Here is a 13,426-nt window from a genome sequence, read left to right on the forward strand (position 1 = left end):
GACGCATGAGAGTGCTGTCGGCGGGGCTCGTCGCCGCGACCGTGCTGACGACCGGGCTGTCGGTCTGGCTGGGTCTCGGCCTCGCCGACCGGCACGCGGCGGAGCAGCGCCGCCAGGACGTCCTGGCCGCGGCCCGCCAGTCGGCGCTGAACTTCACCTCGCTCGACTACCGGCACTACGACCAGGACAGCGCCAACGTGCTGAGGGGCGCCACCGGCGACTTCAAGAAGCAATTCGCCGCCCAGACCGCGGAGTTGACGAAGCTCGTCGCCCAGAACAAGTCGGTGTCCGAGGGGCAGGTGCTGGAGGCGGGCATCGTGCGGTCCGACGAGCACTCGGCCCGCGTCCTGGTGGTCGCCGACAGCAAGGTGACCAACACCGCCGTGCCCGAGGGGCAGGCGCGCACCTACCGGCTCCAGCTCGACCTCGTACGCCGGGGCGGCCGCTGGCTGACCTCCGAAGTCGAGTTCGTGGGCTGACCCAGCCCCTCCCCCCGTACCCCCAGTGAGGAGAAAGACCGTGGCCAACGCGACCACCCGAAGCCGCGGCGCCGGCCCGCCCGCCCGCCGCACCCTGACCGCGGCCGCCCGCGCGGCGGCCAAGCGGGCCCAGCGGCCGGCGCCCGAGGCCGACCGGGAAGGGCCACGGAACGAGGGGGACGAGGCCCACGCGTCCGGCCCCACCCTGCTCATCGACCCCCCGGAGAACGGCTGGGAGGACCCGCCGGAGCCGTCGCCGGAGTCCCCCGAGGAGGAAGAGACGCGGGAGCGCGCGCCCGCGTGGCGGCCCGGGCAGCGGCCGCTCCTCGCGGTGCTCTGCGCGCTCCTCGCGGCGGGTCTGGTCGCCGTCGGCGTGCTCGGGTGGCACTACCGCGAGGGGCGGCAGACGGAGGCGGCCCGGGACCAGGCGCTCGCGGCCGCCCGGGAGGCGGCGCCGGTCGTGCTGTCGTACGACTACCGGCATCTGGACCGTGACTTCGCGCGCGCCCGCGAGCGGCTGACCGGAAAGTTCCGCGAGCAGTACGTGAAGACCACGCGGACGGTGGTGGGGCCGACCGCGACGAAGTACCACGGCGTGGTGAAGGCGACGGTGGCGGCGGCTTCCGTGGCGTCGGCCGGCCCGGACCGGGTCGTCGCGCTGCTCTTCGTCAACCAGGTCACCCAGAGCACCCAGGTGTCCGGGTCCCGCCTCGATCTGAACCGGGTGCGGATGACGCTGAGCCGGACCTCGGCGGGCTGGAAGGTGAGTGCCGTGGACGCACTCTGACCGACCCGGAGAAGTGCCCCTGCGCAGGCCGCGCAGGGGCACTTTTTCGTGCCCGCTCTTGACAGTCACCCCCGATCGAAGGCAATCTTCCATTACGCAGAAACAATCTTCCACATTACGGAATACGCAGGAAGGGAGCGCCGACCCCGATGGGATTCGCAGACCAGCGCTTCAACGTCAACCTGTCGATCCTCTTCACGGAACTCCCGCTCCTGGAGCGTCCCGCGGCCGCCGCCGCGGCGGGCTTCACGGCGGTCGAGCTGTGGTGGCCCTGGGTCGACTCCCCCACCCCCGAGCAGTCCGAGCTCGACGCCCTGAAGAAGGCGATCGAGGACGCGGGCGTGCAGCTCACGGGGCTGAACTTCTACGCCGGGCAGCTGCCCGGCCCGGACCGCGGCGCCCTGTCGGTGCCCGGTGAGGAGTCGGAGAGGTTCCGCGCCAACATCGACGTGGCCGCCGACTTCGCCGCCTCCCTGGGCTGCAAGGCGCTCAACGCCCTCTACGGCAACCGCGTGGAGGGTGTGGACCCGGCCGAGCAGGACGCGCTCGCGCTGGAGAACCTGACCCTCGCGGCGCGGGCGGCCGACCGGATCGGCGCGATCCTGCTGATCGAGACGCTGAACCAGCCCGAGTCGCCGCTGTACCCGCTGGTGTCGGCGCCGGCCGCGATCGAGGTCGTCGACAAGGTCAACGCGGCCACGGGCCTCGGCAACGCGAAGTTCCTGATGGACCTGTACCACCTGTCCATGAACGGCGAGGACCTGCCCTCGGTCATCGAGCGGTACGCGTCGAAGACCGGCCACGTCCAGATCGCCGACAACCCCGGCCGCGGCGCCCCCGGAACGGGCTCGCTCCCGCTGGAGGACCTGCTCGGCCGGCTGAAGAAGGCCGGTTACGACGGCTGGGTGGGCCTGGAGTACAAGCCGGGCGACCGTCCGAGCGCCGAGGCCTTCGAGTGGCTCCCGCGCGAAGCGCGTGCGGCGCGCTGAACATCCTGACTTTGCAAGGTAGTTGAGAGAGGCACCCCCTGACATGAGCACTCTTCCCAAGATCGCCTGGATCGGCCTCGGCATCATGGGCTCCCCCATGTCCGAGAACCTGATCAAGGCGGGCTACGACGTCACCGGCTTCACCCTGGAGCAGGACAAGCTGGACCGGCTGGCCGCAGCGGGCGGTACGGCCGCCTCCTCGATCGCCGAGGCCGTGCGGGACGCCGACGTGGTGATCACGATGGTGCCCGCCTCCCCGCAGGTCGAGGCCATCTCCTACGGCCCCGCCGGCATCCTGGAGAACGCGAAGTCCGGCGCGCTGCTGATCGACATGTCCTCGATCACCCCGCAGACCTCCGTCGACCTGGCCGCGGCCGCCAAGGACAAGGGCATCCGCGTGCTGGACGCCCCGGTCTCCGGCGGTGAGGCCGGTGCCATCGAGGCCGTACTGTCGATCATGGTCGGCGGCGAGCAGGCCGACTTCGACCAGGCCAAGCCCATCTTCGACGCCCTGGGCAAGACCATCGTGCTGTGCGGCCCGCACGGCTCGGGTCAGACCGTGAAGGCGGCCAACCAGCTGATCGTCGCCGTGAACATCCAGGCCTGCGCCGAGGCCGTGGTCTTCCTGGAGAAGTCGGGCGTGGACCTGGCGGCCGCGCTGGACGTCCTCAACGGCGGCCTCGCCGGCTCCACCGTGCTGACGCGGAAGAAGGACAACTTCCTGAGCCGCGACTTCAAGCCGGGCTTCCGGATCGACCTGCACCACAAGGACATGGGCATCGTCACCGACGCCGCCCGCAACGTCGGCGCCGCCCTGCCGGTCGGTGCCGTGGTCGCCCAGCTGGTCGCCTCCCTGCGCGCGCAGGGCGACGGCGGCCTGGACCACTCGGCCCTGCTGCGGGCCGTGGAGCGCCTGTCCGGCGCCCAGGTCTGACCCGACCCCCCGAACTTCCGGTCCGCGGCGCCGCCGACACCTGTCCTGTCGCGCCCAGGCGGCGCCGCGGTCCGGAATCCGCTTCAACAAACTGTTGACGTTCAGATCACCCCACTTCTAGGCTCCACAAAGCGGAAACAGGTTTCCGCTGACTCCCGCACGGAAGGTCCACGATGTCGAAGCGCGTGCTCACGACCGAGTCCGGCGCCCCGGTCGCCGACAACCAGAATTCCGCCTCCGCCGGTGTCGGTGGCCCCCTCCTCCTCCAGGACCAGCACCTCCTGGAGAAGCTCGCGCGCTTCAACCGTGAGCGGATCCCGGAGCGTGTTGTGCACGCGCGCGGATCCGGCGCGTACGGCCACTTCGAGGTGACCGACGACGTCACCGGCTACACCCACGCCGCCTTCCTGGGCGAGATCGGCAAGCGCACCGAGGTGTTCGTGCGCTTCTCGACCGTCGCCGACTCCCTCGGCGGCGCCGACGCGGTCCGTGACCCGCGCGGCTTCGCGGTGAAGTTCTACACCGAGGAGGGCAACTACGACCTCGTCGGCAACAACACCCCGGTGTTCTTCATCAAGGACCCGATCAAGTTCCCCGACTTCATCCACTCGCAGAAGCGGGACCCGTTCACCGGCAAGCAGGAGCCGGACAACGTCTGGGACTTCTGGGCCCACGCCCCCGAGGCCACGCACCAGGTGACCTGGCTGATGGGCGACCGCGGCATCCCGGCGTCGTACCGCCACATGAACGGCTACGGCTCGCACACCTACCAGTGGACGAACGCCGAGGGCGAGGCCTTCTTCGTCAAGTACCACTTCAAGACGAACCAGGGCATCCGCTCCCTGTCCGCCGAGCAGGGCGCCGAGCTGGCCGGCAAGGACCCCAACTCGCACCAGACGGACCTGCTCCAGGCCATCGAGCGCGGTGTGCACCCGTCCTGGACCCTGTACGTCCAGATCATGCCCGCGGCCGAGGCGGCGGACTACCGCTTCAACCCGTTCGACCTCACCAAGGTGTGGCCGCACAAGGACTACCCGCTGCAGCGGGTCGGCCGCCTGGTCCTCGACCGCAACCCGGACAACGTCTTCGCCGAGGTCGAGCAGGCCGCGTTCTCCCCGAACAACTTCGTTCCGGGCATCGGCCCCTCCCCCGACAAGATGCTCCAGGGCCGCCTGTTCGCCTACGCGGACGCGCACCGCTACCGCCTGGGCGTCAACCACACCCAGCTCGCCGTCAACGCCCCGAAGGCGACGACCGCGCAGAACTACGGCCGCGACGGTCTCATGGCGTCCAACGCCCAGGGCCGCCACGCCAAGAACTACGAGCCGAACTCCTACGACGGCCCGGTGGAGACCGGCCGCCCGCTGTCGGCCCCGCTGGCGGTGACCGGCTACACGGGCAACCACGAGGCGCCCCTGCACACCAAGGACGACGACTTCTACCAGGCGGGCGAGCTGTACCGCCTGATGTCCGAGGAGGAGAAGTCCCGCCTCGTCGCGAACATCGCCGGCGGCCTCGCGCAGGTCTCCCGCGACGACGTGATCGAGAAGAACCTGGCCCACTTCCACGCCGCCGACCCGGACTACGGCAAGCGCGTGGAGGAGGCGGTCCGCGCCCTGCGCGAGGACTGAGCCCACGGACTGCGTCCGGGGCCCGACGGGGAGGTCGGGCTTCCGGACGCGTACGACCCGCCACCGAGCGATCCGGATGAGGGGTGATCACTCGGTACCGCGGGCAGGGCAGGACCGCGGCGGCATGCGAGCCAGTGCGGTGGTGAAGGATCCGAGTCCCCTTCTCGACCAGAGGGAAGGGCCCCGGCTCCGTCGCATGCGCCGCGGTCCCCAGCCACGACCTCGTCGCTCGTCACGAGGTCCCCAGGCCCCGTCCGGCGGCGCGAACGACCTGTCGCGCCCAGCCTCGCGCCGTCGGACGGCCATCACGCACCACCGGAGCGCCCCCTGTCCAGGGGGCGCTTTCGTGCTGCCCGGGCTCCTGGACTCCTCGGCTCCTCGGCTCCTCGGCTCCTCGGCTCCTCGGCTCCTGGTGGCGTATCCGGCGCATCCGCAGGACGCTGATGCCATGGGCAATCCGACGCAGTACCCGCACATCGTGGTCCACGCCCCGGCCCTGGACGGATCCCGGCGGGTCACCGAGGGGGACGTGACCCTGGGGCTCGCCTCCCACCTGGACGACGTCGTCGAGATCCTGCGACTGGCCGATCTGGACCGGATCGAGGTCGAGGAGAGCGACCTCATCGAATGGCAGGGCGGCGGCCCGGACGACTGGCCCGGGCTGTCGGAGCACGAGGTGTGACGACCCCGGTTACCGCGGCAGCCGTACCGGGCCTACGCAACCCTCAAATCAACCTCTGAAACACCGCCGAGGAGGCTTCGACCACCGTCGCCGGCGGGCACAACACCGCTACGCGGGGCCCGCCGACACGGGGGCGGCGGGCCCTGCCCGGAGGTGTGCGATGGCCGGTGAGCGGAACGTCCCGACGGACCCGCACGCGCTCGCCCTGCTGCGCGGGGGCGCCCGGGCCGCGGTGACGGTGGCGGTGCTGGGGCTGCATCTGCGCGGTGCGGTGGAGGCCGGCCGTACGGGAACGATGCGGACCTCGGGCCCGGCACCCCAAGGCCCCCTGCCGCCCCTGGCGAAGGCGGTCCACGCCACCCTCTACCGCCCCGCCGGCCTGCGCCAGTTGCTCGACCGGCAGGCCGTCCGCAAGGCCCTGGCCGGACTGCGCGCGGAGCTGGTCGCGGAGGGCATGCTGCGCCGCACCCTCCCCGGACCCACCCGGGCCGCCCGCCAAGCGCTCAAACGCCTCCGCACCCGCCACCCGCTGCCCGCTCACTCCCCCCGCCCGTCCGGCCTGTCCTCCGACGACCAGCTCCTCCTGGTGGCCCTCCACGGCGACAAGGCCCTCACCCTGCTGGTCCCCCGCTTCACCCGGGAGGCGGGCCTCACGGGCCGCGGCGGCCCCACGGAACACGGGCTGCGCCAGTCCTGGAGCACCGGCGGCGGCGGGGGCTTCAGTTGCGGGGACGCACACGTGTGAGGGGCGGCCCATCCCCCCGGGATGGGCCGCCCCTCGTGCGCTGTTGCCGACTCGTGCGCTGTCGGCGGATCAGACCTTCAGCGGCTTGATCGACGTCGGCGCGTGGCCGGGCTCGGTGGCCAGCTCCTCGAACTCGGAGATGTCGCTGATGTCCATCGTCCGGCTCATCGAGATGTTGGTGATGCGCTCCAGGATCGCCTCGACGACGACCGGCACCCGGTACTCGGCGGCCAGCTTCTTCGCCTGCTCGAAGGCGGCGCCCAGCTGGTCCGGCTCGGTGACCCGGATCGCCTTGCAGCCGAGGCCCTCGGCGACCTTGACGTGGTCGACGCCGTAGACGCCGATCTCGGGCGTGTTGATGTTCTCGAATTCCAGGTTGACCTGGAAGTTGATGTCCAGCCCGATCTGCGCCTGACGGATCAGGCCCAGGTAGGCGTTGTTCACCAGGACGTGGACGTAGGGGATCCGGTGCTGCGCGGCGACCGCCAGCTCCTCGATCAGGAACTGGAAGTCGTAGTCGCCGGACAGGGCGACGACCGGGGAGTCCGGGTCGGCCTTGGCGACGCCGATCGCGGCCGGGATGGTCCAGCCGAGCGGGCCGGCCTGGCCGCAGTTGATCCAGTGGCGCGGCTTGTAGACGTGCAGCATCTGCGCGCCGGCGATCTGGGAGAGGCCGATCGTGGTGACGTATCGCGTCTCCGGGCCGAAGGCCTTGTTCATCTCCTCGTACACGCGCTGCGGCTTCATCGGCACGTTGTCGAAGTGCGTACGGCGCAGGAGAGTCGCCTTGCGCTCCTGGGTGGAGGCGACCCAGTCGGCGCGGTCGGGCAGCCTGCCCTCGGCCTTCAGCTCCTTGGCCACCTCGACGAACAGCTCCAGCGCGGCCTTGGCGTCGGAGACGACACCGTAGTCCGGCGGGAAGATCTTGCCGATCTGGGTGGGCTCGATGTCGACGTGGACGAACGTGCGGCCCTGGCGGTAGACGTCGAGCTTGTAGCCGGTGTGGCGGTTGGCCCAGCGGTTGCCGATGCCGAGGACGAAGTCGGACTCCAGGAAGTTCGCGTTGCCGTAGCGGTGCGAGGTCTGGACGCCGACCATGCCGGCGTTCAGCTCGTGGTCGTCGGGCAGCGTGCCCCAGCCCATCAGGGTCGGGATGACCGGGGTCCGGGTCAGCTCGGCGAACTCGACCAGCAGGTCGGAGGCGTCGGCGCCGATGATGCCGCCGCCGGCGACGATCAGCGGGCGCTCGGACTCCAGGAGGAAGGAGATCGCCTTCTCGATCTGGGCGCGGGTCGCGGTCGGCTTGTAGACCGGCAGCGGCTCGTACGTCTCCGGGTCGAACTCGATCTCGGTGAGCTGGACGTCGATCGGCAGGTCGATCAGGACCGGGCCGGGACGGCCGGAGCGCATCAGGTGGAAGGCCTGCTGGAAGACGCCGGGGACCTGCGCGGCCTCCAGGACGGTGACCGCCATCTTGGTGACCGGCTTGGCGATCGAGGCGATGTCGACGGCCTGGAAGTCCTCCTTGTGGATCACGGAGGTCGGGGCCTGGCCGGTGATGCACAGGATCGGGATGGAGTCGCCGATGGCCGAGTACAGGCCGGTGATCATGTCGGTGCCGGCGGGGCCGGAGGTGCCGATGCAGACGCCGATGTTGCCCGGCTTGGTGCGGGTGTAGCCCTCGGCCATGTGGGAGGCGCCCTCGACGTGGCGGGCGAGGGTGTGGCTGATGCCGCCGCCCTCTTTCAGCGCCTTGTAGAAGGGGTTGATCGCCGCGCCCGGCACACCGAAGGCGTCCGTGACGCCCTCGCGCTTGAGGATCTCAACTGCCGCGCGGGCAGCGGTCATACGAGCCATCGAGTACTCCTGCTTCGGCTGTCGGATGCGTACTCCCGTCGCGCCCCGCCGCGAGTACTTCCGTATTGCGGAAAGTAATTTCTACGATCTGGAATCAATGTAGGTGGGCCGCCGAACGTCGTCAAGAGTCGTCAAGAGTCACCAACAGAGGGACAGGAAGGGTCCGACCGGAGCAGGATGGGAGCGCTGTCCCGACGCGACGCCTGGGAGTGGCCATGCCCGAGAGCGTGCCGGTGCGCTGCCCTGCCTGTCGGCGCGAGCACGTCTACACCGCGCCGGCGTATCACTGCGCCTGCGGCACTCCGGCCGCGCTGCGGCTGGACCCGGCCGCCGGGCCCGCCGTGGTGGAGCACCCCACCTGGGACGAGGAGTGGGTGACCGTGCGCTGCACCGCCTGCGGCCGCACCAGCCCCTGGCCGCACCCGGAGCTGGGCTGCCCGTGCGGCAAGCTCCTTCGCCTCGCGGTGAGCGGCACTCCGGCACCGCCGGCCCGGGCGGAATCCCCCGCCCCGAAGGCCCGCGCTCCCCGGGCCCCGTTCCGGCCCGTCACCATCCGCACCGCCCGCGACGCGGTCACCGCCGCCGCGCTCTATCTGCGCTGGCTCGGCTACGGCGACATCCGCCGCGCCGACCAGCGGCCCCCCTCCGGCATCGGCATCGCCGCGCACGGCCTGGTCGCCCACGTGGACCCCACGGTGCGCCCGGCCTCGGTGCGGGACGTGGAGTGCCTGTGGCTGACGGCCATGACGGAGTCGGCGTGCTGTGTCTACTTCTCCCTCGCCGGATACACAGAGGACGCCCAGGCGCGTGCTGACACGCTGGGCGTCCCCTTGTTCGTGCTGGACCTCACGGGCACCCCGCAGCCGGTGAACGGACCGGGCCGGGCACTCGCGGAGTCCGGCTCCGCCTGACCCGTCAGGCGGAGTACCTCTCCCGCAGCTCCACCTTGCGCACCTTCCCGGACACGGTCATCGGGAAGGCCTCCAGGATCTGGAGCCGGCTCGGGATCTTGTAGTGCGCGAGCCTGCCCTGACAGAAGGCGCGCAGTTCCTCCAGGGTGAGCGGGTCGGCGCCGTCGTGCGGGATGACGCAGGCGACGACCTCCTCGCCGTAGGTCTCGTGCGGTACGCCGACGACCTGGACGTCCCGGATCTTGGGGTGGGCGTAGAGGAACTCCTCGATCTCGCGCGGGTAGATGTTCTCGCCGCCCCGGATGATCATGTCCTTGATCCGGCCGACGATCTCGACGTACCCGTCCTCGCGCATCACCGCGAGGTCCCCGGTGTGCATCCAGCGGCCCGCGTCGACGGCCTCGGCGGTCTTGTCGGGCTCGTTCCAGTAACCGAGCATCACGCTGTAGCCGCGGGTGCACAACTCCCCCGCCGTGCCGCGCGGTTGGGTGACCCCGGTGGCCGGGTCGACGACCTTGACCTCCAGGTGGGGCAGCACCCGGCCGACGGTGCCGGTGCGGTGCTCCAGGTCGTCGTCCCGGCGCGTCTGCAGGGAGACCGGGGAGGTCTCGGTCATGCCGTAGCAGATGGAGACCTCCTCCATGTGCATCTCGGCGACGACCCGCTTCATCACCTCCACCGGGCAGGGCGAGCCCGCCATGATGCCGGTGCGCAGGGACGAGAGGTCGTACGACGCGAAGTCGGGGAGGTTCAGCTCCGCGATGAACATGGTCGGGACGCCGTACAGGGAGGTGCAGCGCTCCTGCTGGACCGCCTCCAGCGTGGCTTTCGGGTCGAAGGACGGTGCCGGGATGACGATGCAGGCGCCGTGCGAGGTGGCCGCCAGATTCCCCATCACCATGCCGAAGCAGTGGTAGAAGGGCACCGGGACGCAGACCCGGTCCTGCTCGGTGTAGTCGATCAACTCGCCCACGAAATAGCCGTTGTTGAGGATGTTGTGGTGGGAGAGGGTGGCACCCTTCGGGAAGCCGGTCGTCCCCGAGGTGTACTGGATGTTGATCGGGTCGTCGCAGGACAGCTCGCTCTTGCGGACCCAGAAGTCCTCGTACCGATCGGGTGTCCCGCGCCTGAGCAGCACCTCCCAGCTCGGGTCGCCGATGTACACCACCTCCCGCAGTCGCGGGCAGCTGCCGCGTACTTCCTCGACCATCGCCCGGTAGTCGCTGGTCTTGTGGCTGAGCGAGGCGAACAGCAGGGAGATCCCGGCCTGGTTGAGGACGTACTCGACCTCGTGGGTGCGATAGGCCGGGTTGATGTTGACCATGATCGCGCCGATGCGGGCGGTGGCGTACTGGACGAGCACCCACTCGGCGCAGTTGACCGCCCAGATGCCCACCCGGTCGCCCTTGGCCACCCCGCTCGCCAGCAGGGCATACGCCAGCTGGTCCACGTCCGCGCAGAACTCGGCGTACGTCCAGCGCCGCCCCGAGGGCACGTCGACGAGCGCCTCCCGGTCGGGCCAGGCCGCGACGGCGCGGTCGAGGTTGGCGCCGATGGTGTCACCGAGCAGGGTGGTCCCGCTCGTGCCGTGCGTGTACGACGGTTCCGTGGTCACCGGAAGTCCTCCTCGCGGTACTCGTTCCCGGAGCCCGCGGCCGTGGCCTCGCGCAGCTCGATGCGGCGGATCTTGCCGGAGACGGTCTTGGGCAGCGCGCCGAACTCCAGCCTGCGGATGCGCTTGTAGGGCGCGAGGACCTCACGGGAGTGCTCGAAGATCACCTTCGCCGTGTCGGGGCCGGGCTCCCAGCCCTCCGCCAGGACGACGTACGCCTTCGGCACCGCGAGGCGCAGCTCGTCGGGCGCGGGCACGACGGCCGCCTCGGCCACCGCCTCGTGCTCCAGCAGCGCGCTCTCCAGCTCGAACGGGCTGATCTTGTAGTCGGAGGCCTTGAAGACGTCGTCCGCGCGGCCCACGTAGGTGATGTAGCCGTCGGCGTCCCGGGAGCCGATGTCGCCGGTGCGGTAGTAGCCGCCGGCCATCGCCTCCGCCGTGCGCTCCGCGTCGCCGTGGTAGCCGGTCATCAGGCCCACGGGGCGGGCGGACAGGTCGAGGGCGATCTCGCCCTCGTCGGCGCCGGGCGCGCCGGTGACCGGGTCGAGGAGTTCGACGCGGTAGCCGGGGCTGGGCCGGCCCATGGAGCCGGTCTTCAGCGTCTGGCCGGGGCTGTTGGAGACCTGGACGGCGGTCTCGGTCTGGCCGAAGCCGTCCCGGATGGTGACGCCCCAGGCCCGCCGGACCTGCTCGATGACCTCGGGGTTGAGCGGTTCGCCGGCGGCGACGACCTCGCGGGGCGGGGTGGCGAGCTGGGTGAGGTCGGCCTGGATGAGCATGCGCCACACGGTGGGCGGCGCGCAGAAGGTGGTCACTCCGGCCCGGTCCATCTCGGCCATCAGCCGGCCGGCGTCGAAGCGCGTGTAGTTGAAGAGGAAGACGGTCGCCTCCGCGTTCCAGGGGGCGAACAGGTTGGACCAGGCGTGCTTGGCCCAGCCGGGCGAGGAGATGTTCAGGTGCACGTCGCCCGGCCTGAGGCCGATCCAGTACATGGTGGCGAGGTGGCCCACGGGGTACGAGGTGTGGGTGTGCTCGACCAGCTTGGGGCGGGCGGTGGTGCCGGAGGTGAAGTACAGCATCAGCGGGTCGTCGGACAGGGTGGGTCCGTCGGGCACGAACGCGGCCGGGGCGGTGTAGGCGTCCTCGTACGGCTCCCAGCCCTCCGGGGTCGGGCCGCCGACGGCGATCCGGGTGTAGGCGCCGGGCACGTCCGCGAACTTGGCGGCGTCCTCGGCCCGTACGACCACGTGTTTCACGCGGCCCCGCTCGACCCGGTCGCGCAGGTCGGCGGGCCCGAGCAGCGGGGTGGCCGGAATGACCACGGCGCGCAGCTTCATCGCGGCCAGCGCGGTCTCCCACAGCTCGGCCTGGTTGCCGAGCATGACGAGGACGCGGTCGCCGGCGGCGACGCCCCGGGCGCGCAGGTGGTTCGCGACCCGGGCCGAGCGCTCGGCCAGTTCGGCGAAGGACAGCCGGGTCTCGCCGCCGTCCTCCTCGACGATGTGCAGCGCGGTCCGGTCGTTGCCGTCGGCGATCACGTCGAACCAGTCGAGCGCCCAGTTGAACCGCTCGGGCCGGGGCCACGCGAAGCCCTCGTAGGCGGTGGCGTAGTCCTCACGGTGCTCCAGCAGAAAATCCCGCGCGCTGCGGAACGACTCGGTCGCCGTCGTCATCTGTCCTCCTCGGTGCCTTTCTGGTCGCTCACCTCCGGGGCGCTCTCCCCCTTCGGCTCACTCCCGGGTGCCGGACCATTGCCGGGCGGCTCCCTGGCATCGTCTAATCCGTGATGCAGGTCTCACCACCCCCGAACGGGGGTAGGGGCCAGCGGAGAGCTGCGTCGAAGGAGCGATGAGGTGGCAGCAGAGGGCGTGGCGGCGGTGGAGATTCGCGGTGCGCTGGCCCGGCTGCGGCGTACGACCGGGCTGCCGGTCGCCTTCGGCGGGCTGGTCGACGCCGGCCGGCCGCAGATCCGCATCAGCGAACTGAGCGGCACGAACACGGCGGCCCTGCGCTCGCTGGCGGTGACCTCCGGCAACGGGCTGGGCGGCAAGGCGGTCGCGCTGGCCCGGGCGTGCGCGGTCACGGACTACTCCAGCTCCCGGCAGATCAGCCACGAGTACGACGTCCCGGTGGCCGCCGAGGGCCTGCGTTCGGTGCTCGCGGTGCCGGTCGTGGTGCGGCGGCGGGTGCGCGGGGTGCTCTACGGCGCGTTGCGCACGGCCCAGCCGCTGGGCGACCGGACGCTCTCGGCGGCGGTGGCGGCGGCACGGGACGTGGAGCAGGCGCTGGTGGTGCGGGACGAGGCGCGGGTGCTGCTGGCGGCGGCCCGGCCGGAGCCGGCCGCCGGCCGGCGGGGCGCGGAGGCCGGCTGGGAGCAGGTGCGTGAGGCGCACGCGGCGCTGCGCGCCCTCGCGCCCCGGATACCCGATCCGGAGCTGCGCGCCGAACTGCTCGCCGCGTGCGGACTGCTGACCGCCCCGCGCCCGGCCGAGGGCGCGAGCCTGGCGCCGCGCGAGCTGGACGTGCTGTCCTGGGTGGCGGCGGGCGCCACCAACGCGGTGGTGGCCGAGCGACTGGGCCTGCGCCCGGAGACGGTGAAGGGTTATCTGCGTTCGGCGATGCGCAAGCTGGGCGCGCACACACGAGGGGAGGCGGTGACCGCGGCACGCCGGGCCGGACTGCTGCCGTAGCCGGGTCCGCTTCCCGGGAGCCTCGGCTTCCCGGAGGGTCCCGACCGCGGTAAGGAAACTTGCCTATTCAAGCGGCGTTGCTTTGAATTTCTCTATCCTTGACTCTTTG

At 71.2% G+C, this 13,426-nt stretch carries 12 protein-coding genes; 9 read left to right on the top strand and 3 right to left on the bottom strand.

The annotated features are described in order from the left end of the window. Positions 1–5: 5 nt before the first annotated feature. The 7 genes from ABZ865_RS10645 (at position 6) to ABZ865_RS10675 (ending at position 6,247) form a co-directional block, all read left to right on the top strand. Positions 6–479 carry a hypothetical protein gene (locus tag ABZ865_RS10645; protein WP_361226963.1) on the top strand — a complete coding sequence of 158 codons (474 nt, stop codon included), beginning with the start codon at positions 6–8 and terminating at the stop codon, positions 477–479. A 40-nt stretch (positions 480–519) separates the two neighbouring features. After that, the gene (locus ABZ865_RS10650; protein WP_361226966.1) at positions 520–1,266 is read left to right on the top strand and encodes a hypothetical protein; all 747 of its coding nucleotides are present in this window, start codon (positions 520–522) and stop codon (positions 1,264–1,266) included. A gap of 149 nt (positions 1,267–1,415) precedes the next feature. After that, positions 1,416–2,255, top strand: coding sequence for a TIM barrel protein (locus ABZ865_RS10655; protein ID WP_361226969.1), 840 nt, complete (start codon positions 1,416–1,418; stop codon positions 2,253–2,255). A 43-nt stretch (positions 2,256–2,298) separates the two neighbouring features. Next, positions 2,299–3,189 carry a 2-hydroxy-3-oxopropionate reductase gene (locus tag ABZ865_RS10660; RefSeq protein ID WP_361226972.1) on the top strand — a complete coding sequence of 297 codons (891 nt, stop codon included), beginning with the start codon at positions 2,299–2,301 and terminating at the stop codon, positions 3,187–3,189. A 173-nt stretch (positions 3,190–3,362) separates the two neighbouring features. Next, positions 3,363–4,820 (top strand): catalase, encoded by a 1,458-nt coding sequence (locus ABZ865_RS10665; protein ID WP_361226975.1) that lies wholly within the window; start codon positions 3,363–3,365, stop codon positions 4,818–4,820. A gap of 448 nt (positions 4,821–5,268) precedes the next feature. Continuing rightward, positions 5,269–5,502 carry a hypothetical protein gene (locus tag ABZ865_RS10670; protein ID WP_053657434.1) on the top strand — a complete coding sequence of 78 codons (234 nt, stop codon included), beginning with the start codon at positions 5,269–5,271 and terminating at the stop codon, positions 5,500–5,502. Positions 5,503–5,662: 160 nt separating this feature from the next. Continuing rightward, on the top strand, positions 5,663–6,247 hold the full coding sequence (locus ABZ865_RS10675) for a TIGR04222 domain-containing membrane protein (protein ID WP_361226979.1): 585 nt from the start codon (positions 5,663–5,665) through the stop codon (positions 6,245–6,247). A gap of 69 nt (positions 6,248–6,316) precedes the next feature. Here ABZ865_RS10675 and gcl read toward each other — a convergent pair whose 3' ends face one another. Continuing rightward, on the bottom strand, positions 6,317–8,095 hold the full coding sequence (gene gcl, locus ABZ865_RS10680) for a glyoxylate carboligase (protein WP_361227307.1): 1,779 nt from the start codon (positions 8,093–8,095) through the stop codon (positions 6,317–6,319). A gap of 224 nt (positions 8,096–8,319) precedes the next feature. On the opposite strand from gcl, the gene ABZ865_RS10685 reads away from it, so the two are divergent. Then, positions 8,320–9,015: a hypothetical protein gene (locus ABZ865_RS10685; protein WP_361226982.1), complete on the top strand. Its 696-nt coding sequence runs from the start codon at positions 8,320–8,322 to the stop codon at positions 9,013–9,015. Between the two features lie 4 nt (positions 9,016–9,019). Here the strand turns inward: ABZ865_RS10685 and ABZ865_RS10690 are convergent, their stop codons facing one another. Together ABZ865_RS10690 and ABZ865_RS10695 are read right to left on the bottom strand one after the other, a co-directional pair. Further along, complete coding sequence (locus ABZ865_RS10690) at positions 9,020–10,630, bottom strand: AMP-binding protein (protein ID WP_361226985.1); 1,611 nt, start codon at positions 10,628–10,630, stop codon at positions 9,020–9,022. After that, positions 10,627–12,300: an AMP-binding protein gene (locus ABZ865_RS10695; RefSeq protein WP_361226988.1), complete on the bottom strand. Its 1,674-nt coding sequence runs from the start codon at positions 12,298–12,300 to the stop codon at positions 10,627–10,629. The genes ABZ865_RS10690 and ABZ865_RS10695 overlap by 4 nt, the downstream gene beginning before the upstream one ends. A gap of 180 nt (positions 12,301–12,480) precedes the next feature. On the opposite strand from ABZ865_RS10695, the gene ABZ865_RS10700 reads away from it, so the two are divergent. Continuing rightward, positions 12,481–13,317 carry a LuxR C-terminal-related transcriptional regulator gene (locus ABZ865_RS10700; RefSeq protein WP_361226991.1) on the top strand — a complete coding sequence of 279 codons (837 nt, stop codon included), beginning with the start codon at positions 12,481–12,483 and terminating at the stop codon, positions 13,315–13,317. Positions 13,318–13,426: the final 109 nt, after the last annotated feature.

The organism is Streptomyces sp. NPDC047085, from assembly GCF_040643735.1.
Classification (GTDB): domain Bacteria; phylum Actinomycetota; class Actinomycetes; order Streptomycetales; family Streptomycetaceae; genus Streptomyces.